The organism is Bacillus coreaensis (assembly GCF_050586445.1).
GTDB classification, from domain to species: Bacteria; Bacillota; Bacilli; order Bacillales; family Cytobacillaceae; genus Robertmurraya_A; species Robertmurraya_A coreaensis.
In genome coordinates, this window is sequence record NZ_JBOCCY010000004.1 from 33,827 (window position 1) to 56,957 (window position 23,131).

20 protein-coding genes are annotated in these 23,131 nt (G+C 40.4%); 16 read left to right on the forward strand and 4 right to left on the reverse strand.

Annotation, left to right across the window (positions count from 1 at the left end):
* Positions 1-34: 34 nt before the first annotated feature.
* The 6 genes from ACQ5H4_RS07865 to ACQ5H4_RS07890 all read left to right on the forward strand — a co-directional run bounded on the left by ACQ5H4_RS07865 (position 35) and on the right by ACQ5H4_RS07890 (position 5,699).
* Positions 35-295 (forward strand): YiaA/YiaB family inner membrane protein, encoded by a 261-nt coding sequence (locus ACQ5H4_RS07865; RefSeq protein ID WP_430774409.1) that lies wholly within the window; start codon positions 35-37, stop codon positions 293-295.
* Between the two features lie 177 nt (positions 296-472).
* On the forward strand, positions 473-1,564 hold the full coding sequence (locus ACQ5H4_RS07870) for a serine/threonine-protein kinase (protein WP_430774410.1): 1,092 nt from the start codon (positions 473-475) through the stop codon (positions 1,562-1,564).
* 11 nt (positions 1,565-1,575) lie between these two features.
* Positions 1,576-2,694 carry a glycosyltransferase family 4 protein gene (locus ACQ5H4_RS07875; RefSeq protein ID WP_430774411.1) on the forward strand — a complete coding sequence of 373 codons (1,119 nt, stop codon included), beginning with the start codon at positions 1,576-1,578 and terminating at the stop codon, positions 2,692-2,694.
* Positions 2,687-3,481 (forward strand): HipA family kinase, encoded by a 795-nt coding sequence (locus ACQ5H4_RS07880; protein ID WP_430774412.1) that lies wholly within the window; start codon positions 2,687-2,689, stop codon positions 3,479-3,481. Before ACQ5H4_RS07875 ends, ACQ5H4_RS07880 begins: the two co-directional genes overlap by 8 nt.
* Positions 3,478-4,383 carry a UTP--glucose-1-phosphate uridylyltransferase GalU gene (gene galU, locus ACQ5H4_RS07885; RefSeq protein WP_430774413.1) on the forward strand — a complete coding sequence of 302 codons (906 nt, stop codon included), beginning with the start codon at positions 3,478-3,480 and terminating at the stop codon, positions 4,381-4,383. The genes ACQ5H4_RS07880 and galU overlap by 4 nt, the downstream gene beginning before the upstream one ends.
* Positions 4,380-5,699, forward strand: coding sequence for a UDP-glucose dehydrogenase family protein (locus ACQ5H4_RS07890; protein ID WP_430774414.1), 1,320 nt, complete (start codon positions 4,380-4,382; stop codon positions 5,697-5,699). Before galU ends, ACQ5H4_RS07890 begins: the two co-directional genes overlap by 4 nt.
* A 19-nt stretch (positions 5,700-5,718) precedes the next feature.
* Here ACQ5H4_RS07890 and rluF read toward each other — a convergent pair whose 3' ends face one another.
* The gene (gene rluF, locus ACQ5H4_RS07895) at positions 5,719-6,423 is read right to left on the reverse strand and encodes a 23S rRNA pseudouridine(2604) synthase RluF (RefSeq protein WP_430774415.1); all 705 of its coding nucleotides are present in this window, start codon (positions 6,421-6,423) and stop codon (positions 5,719-5,721) included.
* A 199-nt stretch (positions 6,424-6,622) separates the two neighbouring features.
* Between rluF and ACQ5H4_RS07900 the strand changes: the two genes are divergently transcribed.
* From ACQ5H4_RS07900 to ACQ5H4_RS07910, 3 genes are all read left to right on the forward strand, one after another.
* Positions 6,623-7,954 carry a hypothetical protein gene (locus ACQ5H4_RS07900; RefSeq protein WP_430774416.1) on the forward strand — a complete coding sequence of 444 codons (1,332 nt, stop codon included), beginning with the start codon at positions 6,623-6,625 and terminating at the stop codon, positions 7,952-7,954.
* A 141-nt stretch (positions 7,955-8,095) separates the two neighbouring features.
* Entirely contained in the window at positions 8,096-9,262 is a 1,167-nt protein-coding gene (locus ACQ5H4_RS07905) for an acyl-CoA dehydrogenase family protein (protein ID WP_430774417.1), read from the forward strand.
* Positions 9,263-9,386: 124 nt separating this feature from the next.
* Entirely contained in the window at positions 9,387-11,063 is a 1,677-nt protein-coding gene (locus ACQ5H4_RS07910) for a glycoside hydrolase family 13 protein (RefSeq protein WP_430774418.1), read from the forward strand.
* 27 nt (positions 11,064-11,090) lie between these two features.
* On the opposite strand, the gene ACQ5H4_RS07915 is transcribed toward ACQ5H4_RS07910, so the two are convergent.
* On the reverse strand, positions 11,091-12,743 hold the full coding sequence (locus ACQ5H4_RS07915; RefSeq protein WP_430774419.1) for a M20/M25/M40 family metallo-hydrolase: 1,653 nt from the start codon (positions 12,741-12,743) through the stop codon (positions 11,091-11,093).
* A gap of 170 nt (positions 12,744-12,913) precedes the next feature.
* On the opposite strand from ACQ5H4_RS07915, the gene ACQ5H4_RS07920 reads away from it, so the two are divergent.
* Positions 12,914-14,029 (forward strand): TIGR04053 family radical SAM/SPASM domain-containing protein, encoded by a 1,116-nt coding sequence (locus ACQ5H4_RS07920; RefSeq protein WP_430774420.1) that lies wholly within the window; start codon positions 12,914-12,916, stop codon positions 14,027-14,029.
* 60 nt (positions 14,030-14,089) lie between these two features.
* Here ACQ5H4_RS07920 and ACQ5H4_RS07925 read toward each other — a convergent pair whose 3' ends face one another.
* On the reverse strand, positions 14,090-14,227 hold the full coding sequence (locus ACQ5H4_RS07925; RefSeq protein ID WP_430774421.1) for a hypothetical protein: 138 nt from the start codon (positions 14,225-14,227) through the stop codon (positions 14,090-14,092).
* Positions 14,217-14,402, reverse strand: a complete 186-nt coding sequence (locus ACQ5H4_RS07930; RefSeq protein ID WP_430774422.1) for a hypothetical protein — start codon at positions 14,400-14,402, stop codon at positions 14,217-14,219. The genes ACQ5H4_RS07925 and ACQ5H4_RS07930 overlap by 11 nt, the downstream gene beginning before the upstream one ends.
* Before the next feature lie 189 nt (positions 14,403-14,591).
* Here ACQ5H4_RS07930 and ACQ5H4_RS07935 point away from each other — a divergent pair, with 189 nt between their 5' ends.
* The 6 genes from ACQ5H4_RS07935 (at position 14,592) to ACQ5H4_RS07960 (ending at position 22,919) form a co-directional block, all read left to right on the forward strand.
* Complete coding sequence (locus ACQ5H4_RS07935) at positions 14,592-14,921, forward strand: MerR family transcriptional regulator (protein WP_066057067.1); 330 nt, start codon at positions 14,592-14,594, stop codon at positions 14,919-14,921.
* Between the two features lie 151 nt (positions 14,922-15,072).
* The gene (locus ACQ5H4_RS07940) at positions 15,073-16,800 is read left to right on the forward strand and encodes an ABC transporter ATP-binding protein (RefSeq protein WP_430774423.1); all 1,728 of its coding nucleotides are present in this window, start codon (positions 15,073-15,075) and stop codon (positions 16,798-16,800) included.
* Between the two features lie 28 nt (positions 16,801-16,828).
* The gene (locus tag ACQ5H4_RS07945; RefSeq protein ID WP_430774652.1) at positions 16,829-18,562 is read left to right on the forward strand and encodes an ABC transporter ATP-binding protein; all 1,734 of its coding nucleotides are present in this window, start codon (positions 16,829-16,831) and stop codon (positions 18,560-18,562) included.
* 97 nt (positions 18,563-18,659) lie between these two features.
* On the forward strand, positions 18,660-19,556 hold the full coding sequence (locus tag ACQ5H4_RS07950; RefSeq protein WP_430774653.1) for an NAD(P)/FAD-dependent oxidoreductase: 897 nt from the start codon (positions 18,660-18,662) through the stop codon (positions 19,554-19,556).
* A gap of 248 nt (positions 19,557-19,804) precedes the next feature.
* Positions 19,805-21,469, forward strand: a complete 1,665-nt coding sequence (locus tag ACQ5H4_RS07955) for a glycoside hydrolase family 13 protein (RefSeq protein WP_430774424.1) — start codon at positions 19,805-19,807, stop codon at positions 21,467-21,469.
* 130 nt (positions 21,470-21,599) lie between these two features.
* Entirely contained in the window at positions 21,600-22,919 is a 1,320-nt protein-coding gene (locus ACQ5H4_RS07960; protein WP_430774425.1) for a UDP-glucose dehydrogenase family protein, read from the forward strand.
* Positions 22,920-23,131: the final 212 nt, after the last annotated feature.

A 23,131-nucleotide genomic window follows, 5' to 3' on the forward strand; every position in this document is an offset into this window, starting at 1 on the left:
AATGGAACTTATAGTTGTTTTTAGGGGGATAAATATGGAGTACAGACGTAGAAATACCACGGCCTTTACCGTATTAGCTTATTTTACATTCTTTGCAGGGGTATTCCTTTTTAGTATCGGTCTTTATAACGCTGACAGTCTTGAACTTAATGAAAAAGGGTACTATATCGCTGTTATGATTCTAGTTGCTGTAGGCGCGATCTTGACTCAAAAAGTAACAAGAGATAATGCAGAGGATAACGAAATTCTCGCTGAACAAGAGCGTCAGCGTTCACATTCAAATAGTGTTGAGTAAGAAAGAGGGAATGACTTGAGTCATTCCCTCTTTTATTTTTTCACAAGCTAAAATTCCGCGTTTTTCCTAGTTACTAGCCTGTACACTTTTTAATTTTATGAATCTAATGTAAAGAGAATGTAAATAAAACACTGGTTTGTAGGCAGTGAATAGTATGTAGAAAGGTGGTTACTTTTTTTGAACACTAGCGAGTTAAGACAGATGGTTGAGAGCATTACAGTCAATAATCTAGAAAATCAAGATGTAGAAGTGATCAATAATGGCCCGCTTCGAATGATCGGGAAGGGGCGTCAAGGAGCAGTATTTCAATATACCGACGATGTATGTGTCAAGGTATTTGGAAATGAAGAAGATTGCGCGAGGGAGTATGAAGCATTATTGATGGGAGAGCACACGGGTTTGTTCCCACGGGTTTATGATCATGGACCTCTTTTTATTGTGATGGAAACCATTAAAGGCGTTGATTTGAGGGAGTACTTACAATCACACCCGCTAACAGAAGAATTATCAGCAAAGCTGATTGAAATGCTAGTCACTTTTAAAGATATTGGCTATGAGAGAATTGACCATCATAAGAGGCAAATTTATCTCCAAGCAGATGGTAGTCTTCGCGTAATTGATGTCGCAAGGACGATTTGGCGTGACCGGGTATATCCATATCCTCGCAAGCTATTAACCTCATTAGGAGAAGCTCATAAAGAGACGTTTCTATCGCATGTAAAGGCTTTTTCTCCAGAGCTTCTTGAGGAGTGGAGCTATTATATGCGCATGGAAGATCTAGCCAGAGAGATTTACCCTTTGTTATTAGAGAGCGGAAAAACGAAGGAAGTGGTTAAGGATATAAGTAGTCGACTGTTAACGAAGGATGAAAAGGAAAATGCTCACAATCTCGTTAACTTAATGCACAAGGTATTTAAAGAAGAATGGGTAAAAACAATGTTGGCTAGAGGGCATAATCCTGATGAAGTGATGCAGAAAATTGATGAGCACTGGGATGCATTAGAGCAGAATCAGCAACTACAACAGCAGCAACCAGTAGTTGAAGGGTCAAACACAAAACCACAAAAAATTGATTTTACAGACATTCAACGTATCATTGATGGATTTAGCAAGCCAGACAAAAAAGAAAAAGATGACAAGAAAAGCAAGATGGATAAAAAGAAATTTGAAAAGGCTTCTCCAGCAGAGAAAAGCAAAATGTTAAGACAGGAGCTAACATCCATATTAATGCAAAAAATCATGGATAACAGTAAAAAAGGCAAAAAATAAGGAGAGTCATGATGAAAATACTTGTAATCTGGCGTCTACTCACGGTTGGAGGGGTGAATGCTGGGTGGCGTAACCGGGCGATTTATTTTAAAAAATATGGCATAAAAACAGAGTTTCTGTATACGACAGATCACGGTGGTATGCATATTATGGAAGATATCGCTCCCGTTTATTTGACGAAGGACAAAAACGAAATAGCGAAAATCATACAAGATAATCAATATGACGCAATCATTGTTGTTGATACAAAGGATGCTTTTAAATGGCTACAAATGGCCAATTACAATGGACCAGTAATAGTTGAAGCACGTACCCCGGAACTTATAAAACTCACTCCTCATCTCCAGAACTTTTACGGCATTCAACCGGTTGCAGTCATTGTTCCCTCCCATTATCAAAAAGGGCTTGTATCCATCCTTATTGAAGGAATTCCAATTGAGGTGATTTATAACGGAATTGATCCAGCTTATTATTATGCACTTAATGAAGAAGAAATCGATTATGATGCTGAGCCCAGCCTGCCAAAGGATAAAAAGGTTATCGGTTGGATTGGACGATTGGATAAAAGGAAGAACTGGCCAATGCTTGTGGAAATCGCTAAAATAGTAAAACAGGAACGAGAGGATATTGAATTTTGGATCATTGGTGGAGCACAAAGTGTGCAGAGAGATGAGTTTGCGGCAAAGTGGAAAGAAGAAGGATTAACCGACATCATCAAGTGGTTTCCGGTCATTCCTTACCAGCAAATGCCACATGTGTATGCAAAGATTCGTCAATCTGGTGGCTGTACAATCGCGACTACAAAAACGGAGTCATTCGGGAACACCTTTGTGGAATCTATGATTTGTGGAGTCCCAGTGGTTGCGTCTCGCATGATGCCCGTCACAGAGATTGTAAAAGATGGAGAAACAGGGAAACTGTTTTACGGAATGAATATTGATGAGGCAATCAAGAAGCTATATTTCATTATCGACCAGCCAGAAGTACAGAAAGAGATGTCTGAAGCGGCAATCTTACACACACTTGAGCACTTTCATATTCACCGAGTGGCCGAGAAATATGTCCAGTTTTTACTAGCAATCATGCAAAAAGAAACAGGTAAAGATGGTGTGGTGAAGGTGGATGATTAAGCCGGTTTCATACGTAAAGAAGTTAGAAGGGAAATCAAACACTCACTTAATCAAGTTTGACGATGGATATGAGTATGCAGTGAAGTATTTCATACCAGGGTTCGAAAAATCATTGCCAAACGAATGGGTAGCATACTGCTTAGCCAGATACTTACAGCTACCAATTCCCTATGCTCAAATTGTAGAAATACCAGCGGAGTTCTCCGCTCAAATTCCTGATTTTAGCGGAAGTACCAGTCGCTATCAGTTTGCCTCACGATATATTTCTGGTTGTTACAACGGACATGAAGTCTCTCAAATTAAGGGAATTGTAAACGAGCAACAGCTAGCCTCAATTATTTTATTTGATTACTGGTTATCAAACCGCGATCGAACGAAGAAAAATATACTACTAAAAGAAGCGGGCAATGAGACGTATCATCTATGGATTATTGACCATGCGGAATGCTTTGGTTCCTATAACTGGACAGGAGAACAAGTAGAAGATCTTCCTGTGAAAATATTAAAAAGTGCGACTCATCGTTTAATGGCCCAATTTGTAAAGGATGAATCGGATTTTTATGAAGCAATAAAAGTGATTCAAACCATCCCTAACTTCCTAATTGAGGAAATTGTCAGCATCATTCCTGATGATTGGCAAGTAAGTGCAGAAGAGAAAAAAATACTTTCTCAGTATTTAATTAGACGCCGTAAAAAGATGCTTCCACGTAGTTTGAGAAAATTCATGGAAAGAGAGTACCTCCCGCTTCAATCGGCAGAGAGGACTAGAGGGGAGGGTGAAGGATGAAGGTACGAAAGGCAATTATCCCTGCTGCAGGATTGGGAACAAGATTCCTGCCAGCAACAAAGGCACAGCCAAAAGAAATGCTTCCCATCGTCGATAAACCGACGATTCAATATATTGTCGAAGAGGCAGTCGCAGCTGGGATAAAGGAAATTGTGATTATAATCGGGCGAGGCAAACGTTCGATTGAAGATCATTTTGATAAATCTTATGAGCTCGAAGACACATTAACAAGGAAAAACCAGGTAGAGCTTCTAGAAGAAATTCGCAAGTTATCCAGTTTAGTAACCATCTATTATGTACGGCAAAAGGAACCACTTGGATTGGGTCATGCGATTCTATGTGCGAAAAGCTTTATTGGGCAGGAGCCGTTTGCCGTCATGCTCGGTGACGACATTGTGGAATCAGAAGTACCTTGCTTAAAGCAGCTCATGAATGTTTTCGAATACTGCAATAGTTCGGTTGTGGCTGTTCAAACAGTGAGCGACGATGAGGTAAGCAAGTACGGAATTGTGAAACCGAAAGGAGCCATCGGAATTCCTAATCTATTTTCACTAGATTCATTAGTCGAAAAGCCAAAGAAGGAGGATGCTCCCTCAAACTATGCGATTATCGGAAGATACGTATTTAGACCAGAAATTTTTGAAAAGCTTGAGTCATTACCGATCGTTCCTAATGTTGAGTTGCAGCTAACTGATGCAATTAATGAACTGAATAAAGAACAAGCTGTATTTGCTTATTCATTTGAAGGTACACGTTACGATATTGGAGACAAACTTGGGTTTGTGAAAGCAACACTCGATTTTGCGCTAAGAAGGGAAGACATGAGGGAAGTGGTTCTAGAGTATATAAGAGACATCTATGAGAATATGGATTTTCAACAACGAGAGAATGATGGAGTATGAGAATAGCTGTAATTGGAACGGGGTATGTAGGATTATCTACAGGTGTTTGTTTAGCGGAAATCGGCCACCACGTTACATGCATTGATACGAGTGAGGAAAAAATAAACCTTCTTCGTGGGGGAAAATCCCCCATTTATGAACCAAGAATGGAAGAATTGATAACGAATAATATGGATGCCAAACGATTGCAGTTTACCACGTCGCATCAAGAGGGCTTGGAGAAGGCAGAAGCCATTATCGTTGCGGTTGGTACTCCTCAGAAAAATAGTGGTGAAGCAGACTTAACGTATCTATTTCAGGCAATCCAAGATGCTGTTCCCTATTTAAAAGAAGAAGCAATCATTGTGATAAAGAGTACCGTACCTGTTGGCACAAATGAAAAGGTGAGAGAATTACTGGAGGCAACTGGTCAAAAGAAAATTTCGCCTTCCGTTGTATCCAATCCGGAATTTTTGCGGCAAGGATCAGCTGTGCTAGATACATTACATCCTGACCGCATTGTGATTGGGTGTGAGAACAAGGAGGCAGCTGTAGTAATCGAAAAGATGTATGCTCCTCTAAATGCTCGGGTTGTCACGACAGATGCAAGAAGTGCAGAAATGATTAAGTATGCATCGAATGCTTTTTTAGCAACAAAAATTAGCTTTATTAATAATATAGGAAATCTGTGTGAGGCAGTAGGTGCAAACGTAGAAGATGTATCGAAGGGAATGGGTCTAGATCAACGAATAGGGGCAGCCTTTTTACAAAGTGGAATTGGTTATGGCGGGTCCTGTTTTCCTAAGGATGTTAGTGCTCTTTTAGCTATCGCTAAAGAATATCAGGTGCCTTTTTCAATGATTGAAGAAACGATGATGATTAACAACCGACAAAAGCAGCTTCTTGTGAATAGGGCTCTGAATCGTTTCGGAAATCTGAAGCATAAGAAAATAGCTGTATTAGGCTTTGCTTTTAAACCGGAGACAGATGATATGAGAGAAGCACCTTCGATTACAATTATCCATTCTTTACTGAAAGAAGGAGCAACCGTAATCGGATACGACCCAGTGGCAACTCGTAATGCGAAAATGATTTTCGGAGAACAAATCACATATGCTACTTCGGTAGAAGAGGCGTTAAAAGACGCAGATGCAGTCTTTATCGTTACGGAGTGGAAGGAAATCAGGCAGCTCGTATTATCAGAAGTTATTTCTCATATGAAAGAGCCAATCGTATTTGATGGAAGAAACAGTTATTCGGAAGATGCCGTTCGGAACTGTGAAGAAATTGAATATTATCCCATCGGTAAACCAGCCATCATTAGTAGAAAAAGCTGAAGAATACCCTTCAGCTTTTTTACTGTTTCGGTTCGTAATTCAGGTTTTTAAACAGTTCCCTTTTTTCTTCTTTTGTTAAATCTCTCCACTGACCAAGAGGGAGGCTGCCAAGATGAATGTTCATAATTCTAGTACGCTGTAGGCGAACGATGCCGTACCCTAAGCTTGAACACATGCGACGAATTTGTCGGTTTAATCCTTGTGTTAAAATAATTTTAAACACGTACTTTGAAAGCTGCTCTACTTTACAAGGAAGGGTTTTTGTATCAAGAATTTCTACACCCGATGACATTTTTGCGACAAACTCTTTTGTGATGGGTCTGTCTACAGTCACAATATACTCTTTCTCATGTTTGTTTTCGGCTCGAAGAATTTCATTGACGATGTCCCCGTCATTTGTTAGCAGAATTAAACCATCGGAGTCTTTATCAAGCCTTCCAATATGGAATATCCTTAGTGGGTGATTGACGAGATCGATAATATTCCCTTTAATATGACGCTCGGTTGTACTCGTAATTCCGACGGGTTTATTAAGCGCAATATATACATAGTTTCTCGCTACCACGATGGATTTGCCGTTCACCCTTACATCGTCTCCCGCTTCCACCTGACTCCCAAGCTCAGCGACACGCCCGTTAATGGACACTTTCCCTTCACTAATGAGCTTGTCTGCTCCGCGTCTGGAAGTAAAGCCCGATTCGCTAATAAATTTATTTAATCTCATTATTTTTACATCCTTTAGGTGTTTTGTCCTTTAAAGAATACAGCAATTGTTTGTTTGTTTTCAAGCGGGTGGGTGGATGAGGGGGTCATTCCCTTTAATTTCAACCATTTTTTCTAGAAGAACTCATTGAATCTATCGAATGATAGGAGTACGATGAAACATAAGATTACTAGTTCAGTTCATTAGGAGAAGTTGCCCTATGCGAAGTTACCTTATTTTAGCGATGTGTGGCCTTTATTTGATTCAATATTTTGTAGAGCTAACGTGGCTTCGGTATGTGGTGGTGGCTCTAGCTTTAATTGCGTTCGTCGGTAGTGCTCCGAAAGCAGACCCTTTACCAAGACTTCTTGGCTTTTTTATGATGGGACTTGGAATTGTCCTTGAAATGGGGAAGGGGACAGGTGTTGAAGGAATAAGTGAGGGCCTGTTTCTTATTTTACCTCTACTTTGTTTAATTACGTTAGCCCCTCTGTTGTCGATTCCCTTGCGATTCGGAGGGTACTTTGAGGCGGTAGCTCTTCTTCTAAAAAAGTTGATGCAGCAGCCAAAGAAATTATATGCCGGAATTACAGGTACTTTGTTTTTATTAAGTCCGGTCTTAAATCTAGGCTCGGTTCGGATTATCAATGAATTTTTAGATGAATTAAAGCTCCCATCGATGATGTCGGCGAAAAGCTATCTCGTTGGTTTTACGACCGCCATTTTCTGGTCTCCTTACTTTGCATCGGTTTCATTAGTGCTTCATTATTTACATGTTCCGTTCACTCAGTACATTGGATATGGAATCGTTCTGTCATCTTTGTCTTTATTGATCGGAAATGTCTTATTTGCCCTTTGGCAGAAGAGAAATCCTATGAATGTGGAATCAACAACATTTCATTTACTAGATAACAAGATTCGTAATCAGATTATTCGACTCGTTTTCTTCGTTGTCTTGTTAATGAGCTCTTGCCTTTTAATTGAGTGGGCTACCCATTGGTCGATGATCGTTATTGTTTGTCTGATTTCTGTTCTTGTTCCGGCAGCATTTGCGGTTCTCCCTCGCAACTGGGAGAAAATGCGCCCACTGTTAATTGATTATCGAGATCGTACCGTTCCACTGATGAATAATGAAATGATGCTCTTTATGAGTGCGGGAATGCTTGCCTTTGCTATAAAAGGAACCGCGTTAGCAGAGGGTGTCAATTTTGTCTTAACTGGGTTTGCAAAGGAGTCCTTTTTCCTCTTTGCACTAGCCGTCATTATGATCGTACTTATACTCACCTATATGGGAATTCACCAGATTGCTGTTGTCGGAGCGCTAGCGATGCAGCTTCAGCCCGCTGAGCTTGGGATAACAAGTATTTCTCTGGCGCTATTATTGTTACTCACCTGGGCGATGTCAACGGCGCTTAGTCCGTTCTCTGGTTTGAACTTAATGGTTAGCCGCTTTGCAGGAATTTCTGGTGTTCAGGTTGGATTGCGAGCCAATGGGGTGCATATGTCCCTCGTTGCAATCGTAGGAGTCACGATTATTTCATTTATTAGTTAACTAGTCACCAATGGGCCTCTTAGATATTCTAAGAGGTTCTTTTTTTACAACAAAAGAGCCGTACCGTTATACTTATATAAAAAGCAGGAACGATAAAAAGAATTGAATTCGCATGTGAAAGACAGGGAAGGGAGTAATAAGATGGGTTATCATGAGCAGTATTTTCTAAAAACAAACCGTCACAAAGAGCTTTATAGCATGGTGAGTAAGCTAGCTGATTCCTTTCAAGAACGCTCAGAACAATATGACCGGGAGGGGAGCTTCCCATATGAAAATATCGAGGAGTTAAAGAAAAGTGGCTACACGAAGCTTTCTGTTCCAAAGGAATTGGGAGGAGAAGGGATTTCACTTTATGAACTTGTTCTTCTGCAGGAAAGACTCGCTCAGGGAGATGCCTCGACTGCTCTTTCGATTGGTTGGCATTTAGGAATTGTCATGGATACTGCCGAAAAGAAGTTATGGAAAAATGGTGCTTTTGAGAAAATCGCAAAAGACATCGTACATAATGGAGCGTTATTAAACAGTGCCGTATCTGAGGCAGCAACAGGGAGTCCAACAAGAGGAGGCAGACCGCAAACTCTTGCCGTACAAGAAGGAGATCAGTGGGTATTGAATGGTCGAAAAACGTTTACGACGATGTCCCCTGTACTGGATTATTTTATTGTCGTTGCAGCGGTGGAGAAAAATGGCGAAATTGCTCAGTTTATTGTTCCACGTGAAACAAAAGGGTTGGAAATCGTCGAAACATGGAACACTATGGCGATGCGTGGAACAGGAAGTCATGACATTGTTTTACAAAATGTGAGAGTTCCTTATGATGCGCTTGTACAAGTTCTTGACCAGGAATCAAAGAAGAAGGCGAGCGGGTGGCTTTTGCATATACCGGCCTGTTACATGGGAATCGCGTTAGCAGCAAGAAATTATGCGGTTAAATATGCAAATAATTACAAACCTAATAGTATCAAAGGTCCCATCAGTGAGCTTCCCAATATTCGTCAGCTTATCGGGGAGATGGAGCTGAAGTTAATGAGCGCCAGAACCTTCCTTTATTCCGTTGCGGAAAGATGGGATCAAGATCTGGAACATCGCTATGAACTACATGCGGAGCTTGCAGCGGTGAAACATGTGGTCAACAATACAGCCATGGAGATTGTTGACAAAGCTATGCGCATCGTAGGAGCGCAAAGCCTTTATCATAAAAATCCACTGCAAAGATATTACCGAGATGTTCGAGCGGGTCTGCATAATCCGCCAATGGATGATGCAGTTGTATCAATGCTTGCACAAAGAGCCCATAATGAGAAATAGATATGTCAATAAATAGCCTTTCTTTCAAAGAGATAGGCTGTTTTTTTTTGCGTGATAAAATGCTATTCTAATGTAAGAGCAAACGATTGCACAAAAACCAGTGCATATGAGAGGAGAAATACATATGGATCAATCGTGGTGGAAAGAAAGTGTCGTTTATCAAATTTATCCTCGAAGCTTTAAGGATAGCAATGGAGATGGAATTGGTGATCTTCAAGGGATTATTGAAAAGCTTGATTATTTAAAGGAGCTCGGTGTTGATATCATTTGGCTGTCTCCTGTATATAAGTCACCAAACGACGATAATGGATATGATGTAAGCGATTACCAGGATATTATGGATGAGTTTGGAACGATGGCAGATTGGGAGCATTTAGTTCAGGAGATGCATGACCGGGAAATGAAGCTCATGATGGACCTTGTAGTAAACCACTCATCAGATGAACACCGATGGTTCCTTGAGGCGAAAAAGTCCAAGGACAATCCATACCGGAATTATTATATTTGGCGCAAGGGAAAGGATGGCAAAGAGCCAACGAATTGGGAATCATTTTTTAGTGGTTCAGCATGGGAGTATGATGAAACCACTGACGAATACTTTCTCCATCTATTTAGTAAAAAACAGCCTGATTTAAATTGGGAAAATCCAAAGCTTCGCAGAGAAGTGTACGATATGATGAATTGGTGGATTGACAAGGGTGTTGATGGATTCCGAATGGATGTAATCAATCTAATTTCTAAAGCAGGATATCAGGATGCACCGAATCTAGAAGGAAAAAAGTATGCTTCAGGTGCAGAGTATTTCTTTAATGGCCCTAAAATACATGAGTATTTACAGGAAATGAATAAAGAGGTGCTTTCAAAAGGTGTCGTTACGGTAGGTGAGACGCCAGGTGTAGATGTGGAGCAGGCGAAGCTTTATACCGGTTCAGATCGAAATGAGCTAAATATGGTGTTTCAATTTGAACATATGGATCTTGATTCAGGACCAGGTGGGAAATGGGATTTGCGTCCGTTGAAGTTAAAAGACTTGAGAGACAATTTTACTAAATGGCAAAAGGGACTTGAAGGGGAAGGTTGGAATAGCTTGTACTTAAACAATCATGACCAGCCTCGTATGGTTTCACGATTTGGGAATGACGGGAAGTATCGAGTAGAATCAGCAAAAATGCTTGCTACCTTCCTTCACACTCTACAAGGAACTCCTTATATTTATCAAGGTGAGGAAATTGGCATGACAAATGTCAAATTTGACACCATAAAAGAGTATAAAGATATTGAAACATTGAATATGTATAACGAAAAGGTTAAAGATAACAACGAAGATGAAGCAAAAGTAATGGAGTCCATTTATGTGAAAGGTCGGGACAATGCGCGAACACCGGTACAGTGGAATGCTAGTGAACATGCTGGTTTTACAACGGGAACGCCATGGATCGCTGCAAATCCAAATTACAAAGAAGTGAATGTGGAACAAGCAATGGCTGATCCGGATTCAATTTTCCATTACTACAAAAAGCTGATCAAATTAAGAAAAGAGAATGATGTTATCGTGTATGGGACATATGATTTACTTCTTGATGATCATGAACAAATCTATGCCTATACGAGAACGCTTAAAAAAGAAAAGCTGTTGGTAATCCTGAATTTCTCTGATCATCGACCGGTGTTTAAGCTACCAGAAGATATGATTTGCCGTGATGTAGAAGTACTAATCAGCAATTATGAGCAGCCAGAGAAGCCGGATGTGACTTCGATCAAGCTTCGTCCATACGAGGCAGTCGTGTATAAATACAGATAACAAAACAGGCGAGGGAAGAACCCTCGCCTATTTTAATACGCCCTCAATCACTCGTTTGGTTAGTGTGGGAACCACTTCTAAGGAGTAGGTCATTTCGAGTCTTTCTAATCGTTTGTGTGCGTCAATTCCGTATGGTCCGATATTGATGACAGGAACATTAATATCTCGTATATCTTGGAAATTGATATAGTGCTTCCGTCCCCAGCTTGGATTGTTGTTTGTGACTGCTTGTAGGCCTGCATCATCATCGCTTAATGCAACAAAGCTCATATCAGAGATATAAGGGAAAAAGTTACGTGTGACGATCGGATATGGGTAGTCTGGCTGTACTTCAGCAACTGCATCATCAAGTGCCTCAATAAGGATGGATTCATCAGATGTTTTCCCTGTTAGTTCAATTCTTGGTGAATACAATGATGAATAAAACAATATCATGGCAGGGCTCTTGTCCTTCATCCATTTCCATGCTTCCTCTACTACACGCGCGGCATACATCCGGCTATCCAATGATTTGTCTTCCTGCAGTCGGTCTTTAAATTGGTTCATATGTTCTTTGTACGTGTCCCCATGATCAGCAAGCAGCTTTTCTTCCATCTGCTCATAAGTAAACACTCGTGTTTTCCATGGAAGGGGTCGGTAAGTTTCTCCGCTAATTTTACAATAATTTTTATAGCGCTCCTCATATGTACGTAAGGCACGATCAAAAGCAATGGTCGCTTGTTCGGTCAGCTTGTCGATGACATCCTTTGGCGTCCACGAATGAATAAAAAAGTTATAGTACACATAAGCAGCTAAGGCGGTTTGTACGTCATATGAAGGCTTCATATCCATTTGTTTTAGAGATACAGGAGGGACGGTCGTTTCCCCTAACGCCTCGTTGCAAAGCTCCGGATTATAATTGATTTGCTGCGTTAACTCGGCTGCTAAAAAATTGGGGTCTAATCCTTCAAAGCAAGCTCCGACATGTGTTTCTGCACCGGTGATGAAAAAGGAAGGCAGGAGCTTTCCGACAGTTCCTTTGTATATGTATCGATTTTGATCCCCTTTGAATCGTGGAGCTACGAAATCAGCGTTAATCGCTGCAACATAGTCGAAGTGATGCTCCGTTTTCCATCTTTTTAATGTTTTTAACGATGATAAAATTCCGTTTGAACTGTCCTCCTCGTCACATTCTGCCAAGAAGACCAGATTTCCATCAAGCTCTTCAGGATGTTCGGAGTAGTATTTTAGTAGATAAAGGTGGCTCGCAAGTCCGCTCTTCATATCCAGAGTGCCTCTACCGAAGAGCCAGTCCCCAGATTCAAGCTGTTCCTTTACCTCTTCAGCTAAGTTTTCTTTCTTTAAAGCTTCAGCTAGATCGTCAGGATAACAAGCAAGGCCTTTTAATTGATTGAAATCATCTATCCCAACGGTATCCACATGCCCCATTAGAATGACCGTGCGGCTGCTTGTTCCTTTTGTTCCTTTTACAAAGGCAAGAACATTATATCTTTCGTAATCATCATCAATGGTTGGTTCAATGACGAGATGTGAAGGGTTTTCTTGAAAATAAGGAAATGAAGTCAGGAGTGTATGCAATGAATGTGAGATGACTTTTTCTCCATCTGTATTGACGACACTTTCAATTTGAACGAGCTGTTTGGTGAATGTTAACACATCAGTAAGACAAGGTAATAGCATGGGTTTTCTCCTTTTTCCTTGAAATAATCAGCTACTTTCACTATACGACAACGAATTCTTAATAGAAAGTAGCAAGTGTAAGAGGATTGTAACAATATGGATGATTCAACGAGTTTGTTAACTCCTATAATGAGAACATTGAAAAATTAAAAAGATGGTTAGGTGATACGATGCATGGGAAACATGTTCCTGTTGATTACAGCCAAAATCCGTTTATTGTCATATGGGAAGTAACGAGAGCTTGTCAGCTTAAGTGCGTGCACTGTCGAGCGGACGCACAGCTGACGCCAGACCCAAATGAGTTAACCCATGAAGAAGGGATCGCTTTAATCGACGAAATTTATGAAATGAACAACCCAATGCTAGTTTTTAGTGGTGGTGATTGTATGATGCGCGACGATCTACTGGAGCTAGCAGATTATGCGGTTAAAAAAGGAATGCGAGTTTCTATGACTCCTAGTGCCACGGTCAATGTGACAAAGGAGAAGATGAGACTAGCAAAGCAGGTGGGGTTATCAAGGTGGGGATTTAGCTTGGATGGACCGACTGCTGAGATCCATGACCAATTCCGTGGCATTCCTGGTTCATTTGACTTAACACTTGAGAAAGTGGCGTACTTGCGTGAGTTAAACATGCCGCTTCAAATCAACACAGTGATTTCGCGTTATAACTATGACCATCTTGAGCAAATGGCCAAGCTAATGGAAGAGCTTGATGTGGTGATGTGGTATATCTTTTTACTTGTACCTACGGGAAGAGGCCAAGTGGATGATTGTTTAACGCCGCTTGAACACGAAAGGGTATTTAAGTGGTTGTACGACTTAAGTAAAAGAGTCCCATATGATATTAAAACAACGGCAGCGCAGCATTATCGGCGTGTGGTTCTTCAGCAAAAAATGAAAGAGCATAAAATTGAAACAGGTCATATTTGCTACGAAGATACCATGACGATGGATCAGAACAGAATCCGAGATGGTTTAAAGCGAGCGCCAAAGGGTGTGAATGATGGAAATGGATTTATCTTTGTTTCTCATACCGGAGATGTGTATCCGAGCGGCTTGCTGCCAATAAAAGTCGGGAATATCCGTGAGAATCGGTTAGATCATATTTATCGAACATCACCAGTCTTAAAGGAACTCCGTAATCCAGACCTCTACAAAGGAAAATGTGGAATGTGTGAGTACCGTCAAATTTGTGGAGGTTCCCGTTCTAGAGCATATGCTATGACAGGGGACTACTTAGCAAGTGAACCGTTTTGCGTATATGTACCACAAAGCTTACGATAGCTGCTTGTATAAGTATGAAAAAAGGTAAGCCTGCTGATTCATGTCAGCAGGCTTTTTGATTTAACTATTTTGAACGTTTCGAAGAATTTCATAAGCTTTTTCACCAGCTTCACTTGTTAGACTCTCCCAGATTTCGTCTCGAAGTAGATCTAGTTCAATAATCTTCTTGGCTAAGGTAATCGCATCTTCAGTTTTCATCATCATTCTTCCTTTCCTTTTTCTTTCTTGATGCTACCCATTTTCTATAGACCTCTTCCATTTCGGTAAGAGTGAAATCAGCTGAGTCTTTACGAACTGTGAGGGCACCGGCTTTTGTTAGGAAACTCTCATACTCTTTTCGCCTTTTCTCAACCATTTCTCTTAGAAGCGCCATGGGGAGTTCATCCTTTCTGATTGGTATTAACGTTATTGTAAGCGGAATGGAAGTACTTATCACCTCGAGTGTTAGTTTAATTAACAGCATATTTAAAACTTGTTAGAAAATCTTACAGGTTAGACGTCTATTGTGTAAGGTAATGGTATAATCTAGAAGCAAACGGTGTGGGAAACGGAGGAATAAACCATGGGGGAAGATACATCATATAAAAGTCGAAAAGTCATAACGATTGGTGTAGTTAGTGAATTAACAGGACTTTCCGAAAGGCAAATCCGTTATTACGAGGAAAGAAAGCTCATTTTCCCTGAGCGGTCTGAACGAGGAAACCGAAAGTATTCATTCTCTGATGTAGAAACGCTAATAGAAATAGCGAATAAGCGAGAAGAAGGCGTTCGAACGTATGAAATTAGGCAGGATATGATTAAGAAAAATAATTTAGCCAAAGATGAAAAACTCCGTAACAAAATGCTTCGTGGCCAAATTAACGCTAGATTCGGAATTCAAAAAAATCAATAGCCCTTACTTGAAGAGCCTGCATAAGGCTTTTTTGTTTGCCATAAAAGATGATTGAATATTTTGTACACTCTATTAATATGTTACAATTAAAATATTAAGGGTAGCTAAATAATTTGTAGGTTTTTCTGTAATGGAAATGGAGGGATCCGCCATGAAGAAGCTTTTTAAATATATATTTCCCTATAAATATGCAACGATCATCGCTTTATCACTTACCGGCTTTGAGTTGGTAGTGGAGCTTATACAGCCTTTACTCATGGCAAAAATCATTGATGAAGGCATTACAAACGGAGACATGAGTCCTGTTTACCTATGGGGAGGCATTCTCTTACTTCTTTCTTTTATCGCCTTTGTTGCAGGAATTATAAACTCCTTTTACTCCTCGCAAGTAGGTCAAGGGGTCGGTTACGATCTTAGGAGAGACTTGTTTGAAAAGATCCAACAATTTGCCTTTAAGGACTTTCAGGAAATTCCCACTTCTAGCTTAATTACGAGGCTTACAAACGATGTAACTCAAATACAAAACTTTCTTTTTATGAGCTTACGAATTGCACTCCGAGCTCCTTTGTTTATTTTGGGTGGTATGATTATGGCGTTCACGGTAAACGTGAAGCTTGCTACTATTCTGCTTATTTCCGTTCCTCTCTTATTGGTGATTGTTTTGACACTTATTCGAAAGGGAGTCACTCTTTTTCAACTTGTTCAAAAAAAGCTTGATACAGTGAACAGTATCATTCAGGAAAATTTAGTAGGTATCCGGCTTATTAAAGCGTTTACAAGAGGTAACCATGAGCAGGGACGGTTCGAAAAGGTAAACAAGCTGCTAAGAGAAGATAATAAGAAAGCCCTTCAAATCATGGAGATGACCATGCCTATTCTTATGTTCGGAATGAATGTTGCGATGGTGATCATTCTTTGGTTTGGCTCTCTTCAGATGGATATGGGTGGGGCACAAGCGGGAGAAATCGTCGCTGTTCTGAATTATGGAACGAAAATTATGTTTGCTTTTACCGTTTTTTCATTTGTTATGATGAATTACTCAAGGGCACAAGCGTCTTCAGGAAGGCTTGTTGAAATACTTGAACAAGAGACAAATGCTGAACAGCTAAAGACTTCTTCAACAGGAAAAATCATAGACGGAAGAGTGGAATTCCAACAGGTGAGTTTCCACTATCCACAATCGCTCAAGCCAACACTGGATAACATTAGCTTTACGGCCGAGGCAGGTCAAAGAATTGGAATCTTAGGGGAAACAGGGTCAGGAAAAACATCCTTATTTCAGTTAATTCCTCGTTTGTTTGAGGCAACTGAAGGACAAATTACGATTGATGATGAGGATATTACTAAGTATGAGAAGGAAGAATTGCGGAGGCAAATCGGAATGGTCCCGCAAGAAGCCCATTTATTTACGGGGACAGTAAAAGAGAATATTGGCTGGGGGAAGGAGAATGCCACTTTTGATGAGATCATAGAAGCTGCAAAAAAGGCAGAAATTCATGAGTTCATCATGACTCTCCCACATCAATACGAAACCATGGTAGGACAGCGTGGGGTAAATTTATCAGGTGGTCAAAAGCAACGTCTCTCCATCGCGCGGGCAATTGTAAGACAGCCAAGTATCTTGTTAATGGATGATAGTACGAGTGCGCTTGATGCCAAAACAGAGGCGAATATTCTAGCCTCGATTAAGGAACAAGCATGTACCACATTTATCATAGCTCAAAAAATTAGTTCAGTTATAAAAGCCGATCAAATTCTTCTTCTTGAAGAAGGCCGATTAGTCGCAAAAGGGACGCATGAACAATTGCTAAAAGAAAGTAACAGCTACCGTAGAATTTACAAGTCCCAGATGCAAAAGGAGATGGAGCAGCTTGCATAAACCTCAAACAAAGCCAAAAGCAAAGAATATGAAAGGAACACTGCTTAGGGTTCTTGGCTACGCAAACAAAGAAAAGACCCTGCTTTCTTGGGTTCTTTTTATGGTAATTGCAAGTTCTGTTTTTTCCTTGATTGGTCCTTATCTATTAGGAGTGGCGGTTGACGATGTGATAGCGGGAACCAATAAAGAACGATTTTTATTATTGTTATTTGGAGTCATCATCGTCTTTCTTTTGCAATCAGGGGCCCTATTTTTCCAAAACTATTGGATGATTGGAATCGCTCAAGAAATTGTTTTTCGAATGAGAAACCAGCTTTTTAAAAAGCTACATCTGCTTCCTATTTCCTTTTTCCAGAAGCGTCAGCATGGGGAGCTTATGAGCCGCTTAACAAATGATATGGAAAATGTTAGTCGAACATTAAACACAGCTATTTTACAAGTGGTGACAAGCACATTAACAATTATAGGAACGGTTGCCATGATGTTATGGCTGAGCCCGTTGCTAACGGTATTAACATTAACAATCGTTCCTGTCATGTTTGCTGGACTGAAATGGATTACGAACCGAACAGGGAGGTTTTTTAGGGAGCAGCAAAAAACACTCGGTGATATGAACGGTTTTATCGAGGAAACACTGTCTGGTCAAAAAATTGTAAAAATGTACTCGCAAGAACGAAAAGTCATTGGGCAATTTGCGGAGAAAAACGATGCGTTAAAGAAATCAAATTATTGGGCACAAACATACTCAGGTTTTATTCCGAAACTGATGAACATGCTAAATAACGTCAGCTTTGCGATCATTGTTGGGATTGGTGGAATTCTTGCCATTAAGGGGACGGTCTCGATCGGTATTATTGTTACCTTTACTACATACTCTAGGCAGTTCACGAGACCATTAAATGATCTCGCCAACCAGTTCAACATGATTTTATCGGCTGTAGCTGGTGCTGAGCGTGTGTTTCAAATCGTGGATGAAAAAGACGAACAGGTGGATGAAGGGAATGCAATATCGATTGATCGTTTGCATGGAGAAATTGTATTCGATCAGGTTGGCTTTTCCTATGATAAGGGCCTTGCGACATTAAGGGATGTCAGTTTTCAAGCAAGAGCTGGTGAGACGGTTGCATTAGTTGGACCAACGGGAGCGGGCAAAACGACGGTGATTTCCTTGCTTGCTCGGTTTTATGACAGTGATCAGGGTACGATTTGGATTGATGGAAGAGATAGCAAGGAAATTACACGAGACAGCTTAAGAAAGCAAATTGGTTTTGTTTTACAGGATTCCATCCTTTTTGAATCAACCGTTCGAGAAAATATTCGATTTGGTCGTCTAGATGCTACTGATGAAGAGGTGGCCCAAGCAGCGAAAGAAGCAAATGCGCATGATTTTATCATGAAGCTTCCCCATGGATACGATACCGTGCTAAACGGGGAGGGAGCAGGAATTAGTCACGGACAGCGACAGTTGCTATCCATTGCCCGTGCGTTATTAGCAGACCCAGCTCTGTTGATTCTAGACGAGGCGACAAGCAGCATTGATACGATTACGGAAATGAAAATTATTGAGGCGTTAGAAAGACTGATGAAGGGCCGAACCACCTTTGTGATTGCCCACCGCCTTAACACGATTCAAAATGCAGACTTAATCGTAGTATTAAAGGATGGTCAAGTGATTGAAAAAGGTTCGAACAAAGAGCTTCTGAAACAAAACGGATTTTATGCAGATTTAGTACGTACACAACAACAAAAGGCAATTATGTGAAAGTTGGCCCTTAGTGGGTCAGCTTTTTCTTCTTTTATAGCAAAAAATACGTGGTAGTTGGGCAAGGTAAGGAGGTAGAAAGGAGCAGAAAACAGTGATGTATGATTGCGTGATTATCGGTGGAGGAATTGCTGGATTACAGTGTGCCATACAGTTAGGAAGATATATGTATAAAGTGCTCGTGATTGATTCCGGAGATGGCCGGTCTACTCTGTGCCGAAGCTATCACAATGTACTCGGTTATCCATCCGGGGTGAGCGGGGAGTATTTACGGTCGATTGGGGAGAAACAGGCAAAGCAGTATGGAGTCGAGTTTTTACTAGAAAAGGTGGAAAAGGTGGAGAAGAAAAAAGAGGTCTTTCATGTAACCACTCATCATGGAGACGAGAAAAAGGCAAAGAGATTGTTAATTGCAACTGGCGTTATGGACCGGATTCCGCCTATCCCTGAGCTGTACCCGTGCCTAGGTCAGAGTGTGTATATATGTCCTGATTGTGATGGATACGAAATTAAAGACGAGGAATGTATTGTGATCGGCTCTGGTAATGTTGGAGCCAATGCGGCGTTGACTTTATTGTTTTGGTCAAAAAAGCTAGTTTATGTAAATCACGAGCGAAAAGAAGTGGATGAAAAACTACTTAAACAGCTTAAAAAGGAGAATATTGAGTACTATGAACAGGCGATTGATCAGGTACAGGAGAATAACGGCCAGTTTCAAGGTGTCACCTTGGCAGATGGAACTCAGTTAGTTTCAAACCACGGATTTGTCGCATTTGGAAACAACGAGGTACGTTCCGAGCTTGCTGCTCAACTGGGAGTGGAACGCATGGAAAATAAACATATCCTTGTTGACCCTCGTTCCAAAATGACCAATATCAAACATGTATGGGCAGCAGGTGATGTGGTCGCTCATTCCGAGCAAGTGACTGTTGCGATGGGAGAAGGTCTTCAAGCAGCCATTTTTATTCATAAATCATTGATGAGTGAATCTTAAATGGGAAACTGGCCGTTTTTTAGGACGGCCAGATGATTTTTTGGGTTAAGTGGGGTGGTTAATTGAAATGGTTCATTCGCAACGGAGCAAAAAAGAAATCAGTATTGCGTAAATTCCATGTAGGCATTAAACTATAAACAACAGCGCAACCTTTTAATAGGTTATTTTTTATCTCATTTTATGCAAACGATTGCGCACTAAAAAAGTAATTTATAGCATGAAAAAATAGAATGTCAGAGGGGTAATGTATGAAGAAGATATGGTGGAAGGAAGCCGTGGCATATCAGATTTATCCAAGAAGCTTCCAGGATTCAAATGGAGATGGAATTGGCGATTTACAGGGAATCATTGGGCGCCTTGATTATATAAAAGATCTTGGGATTGATGTGATTTGGATTTGTCCCATGTATAAATCACCGAATGACGATAATGGATACGATATTTCTGATTACGAAGACATTATGGAAGACTTCGGGACGATGGAGGACTTTGATGCTCTTTTAGCTGCCGTTCATGATCGTGGAATGAAGCTAATTATTGATTTGGTCCCTAATCACACAAGTGATGAGCATCAATGGTTTATCGAATCACGTCAATCAAAGGACAATTCGAAGCGCGATTGGTATATTTGGCGGGATGGGAAAGATGGGGCAGAGCCGAATAACTGGGAAAGTATTTTCGGAGGTTCTGCTTGGCAATACGATGAGCAAACACAGCAATACTATTTGCATGTGTTTTCAACTAAACAGCCTGACTTGAATTGGGAAAACCCGGAGGTTCGTGATGCTGTCTATAGTATGATGAATTACTGGTTAGACAAAGGTATAGATGGGTTCCGAATAGATGCGATTAGCCATATTAAAAAACGTCCAGAATTCCCGGATATGCCAAATCCCGAAAATAAGAAATACGTTTCTTCTTTTAACATGCATATGAACCAGGAAGGAATTCATGAATTCCTTTCCGAGATGCAAGAGAAGACGTACGGAAAATATGATGTGATGACGGTAGGAGAAGCAAATGGGGTGTCAGTAGACGAAGTACATCTTTGGGTAGGAGAAGAAGAGGGTAAAATGAACATGGTATTCCAGTTTGAGCATCTGGATCTTTGGGATACCGATCCTGCCAAAGGTCTTGATATTTTAGGCTTGAAAAAAGTGCTCACACGCTGGCAAAAGGGATTAGAAAACGACGGCTGGAATGCGTTGTTTATTGAAAATCACGATAAACCGCGAATTGTCTCCACATGGGGGAACGACAAAGAATACTGGTACGAAAGTGCAACAAGTATGGCCGCGATGTATTTCTTGATGCAGGGGACACCATTTATTTATCAAGGTCAAGAAATAGGAATGACCAATGTCCACTTTGCAAGTATAGATGATTATGATGATGTGGCTGTTAAGAATATGTATCGTTTGAAGCGTGAAGAAGGGGTTTCACATGAGGATATTATGGATATCATTTGGGCCACTTCAAGAGACAACAGCCGTACACCTATGCAATGGTCAGATGAGCACGAAGCTGGATTTACAACAGGAACACCTTGGATGAAGGTGAACCCAAACTATAAAGAAATTAATGTAAAAAAACAGCTAGAGGACGAACAATCTATCCTTTCCTTTTATAAAAAAATGATTCAACTGAGAAAGAACAATGAAGTGTTTACGTACGGTAAATATGAGCTTCTATTAGAAGAAGATCCACAAATTTACGTGTACACACGAGAAAGCGAAAACGATAAGGTCGTGGTTTTAGCGAATCTAACAGGGGAAGAAGCAAGCTTTGCTGTAGACGGATTAGAGTTAAAACACAATCAGCTGTTATTAGCGAATTATGAGATGGATCAACATGAAAACATCAACGGATTTACATTAAAACCATTTGAAACAAGGGTATATCGTTTGACATAATACTGCTCGAAAAGACCATATCCACTCGATATGGTCTTTTCAATTTCTTAACACGATCTTAGCAATTCTCTCCACTCATACAAACTATACTGATAATAAGACAGAGTAGATATCAGTGGGGGTGGTCTGGATGAAAATTACCGTATGCGGGACAGGGTATGTTGGATTGGTCACCGGTGTATGCTTAGCTGAAATAGGGCATGAGGTGGTTTGTTTTGATCGTGATGAACAAAAAATCAATATGCTTAAAGCGGGGCAATGTCCAATTTATGAACCAGGTTTAGAAGAGCTTCTGTTAAAGCAGCTTATCGCAAAAAGGCTCCACTTTTCAACAGATGCAAAGCAAGCTTATAAGGAATCCGAAGTGATTTTTCTAGCAGTTGGCACTCCACAAAAAGAAGATGGAGCGGCAGACCTAACGTTCATAGAACAAGCTGTAGAAACCATCGCACAACATATCAATTCACATAAAATTGTCGTAACAAAAAGCACCGTCCCCATTGGTACGAATGATCAGATCCAAGCAAGATTTGACGAGAAAGGTGTGTCTGTTGATGTAGTCTCAAACCCTGAATTCTTGCGAGAAGGTTCGGGCATCTATGATACGTTTCACGGTGACCGAATTGTAATTGGTTCCAATCACAAGGATGCCAAGGAGAAAGTGGAGAAAATCTTTCAACCTCTTCAGATTCCAATTGTTCATATGAGTAGACGATGTGCTGAAATGGTTAAGTACGCGTCCAATACCTTTTTAGCGACAAAAATTTCATTTATTAACGAAATAGCAAAGCTTTGTGAATATGCGGGTGCAAATGTAGAGGATGTTGCACTTGGAATGGGGATGGACAGTCGAATTGGTACGCCTTTTTTAAAGGCAGGAATCGGTTTTGGTGGGTCCTGTTTTCCAAAGGATACGAAAGCATTAGAAAATGTGGCAAGTCTGTACGGATACGAGTTTCAAATTCTCCAATCCGTTATAAAGGTGAATGAAAAGCAAAAGTCCCTTCTTTTTGAAAAAGCGGTGGACCGTATGGGGACGGTTAAAGGAAAAACCGTTGCTGTTTTGGGTCTTTCCTTTAAACCAAATACAGATGATATAAGGGACGCTCCCTCTATTCCATTAATGGATGATTTATTAGAAGCAGGGGCCCATGTCCGGGTGTACGACCCTATTGCTCTTCATCATGTCAAAAAGAGATATCAAAATACAATCCACTATTCGAAAACGATAGAAAACGCTATAGAGCAAGCAGATTTAGTATGCATTGTGACGGAATGGGGAGAAATTAAGGATTTTCCACTCGACAAGTACAAACGAATGATGAGCGAACCACTCCTTATTGACGGTCGAAATTGTTATAAGCTTGAACAAGCGAAACAAGCGGATATCACGTATATTTCAATCGGTCGAGAAGTAGTTGAGAGGAAAACACCAATATTCCGTTATTAAATACACCTTCAGTGGCAGGGAATTGTATCTCCCTGTCTTTTTTCGTATCATAAAAAATGGGTGTTTTGGTAAAGATTATTGTTAAAATCTTAAAGCCGATTTTAACGAGGAAATAGCTATTTTGCGCTTAGGGATTTAGTTTACAAGCTTTTTTCTTATTAAATTTATGCTTATTTCTGCGGAAACTTAGCACAATTGTTACAATTATGATC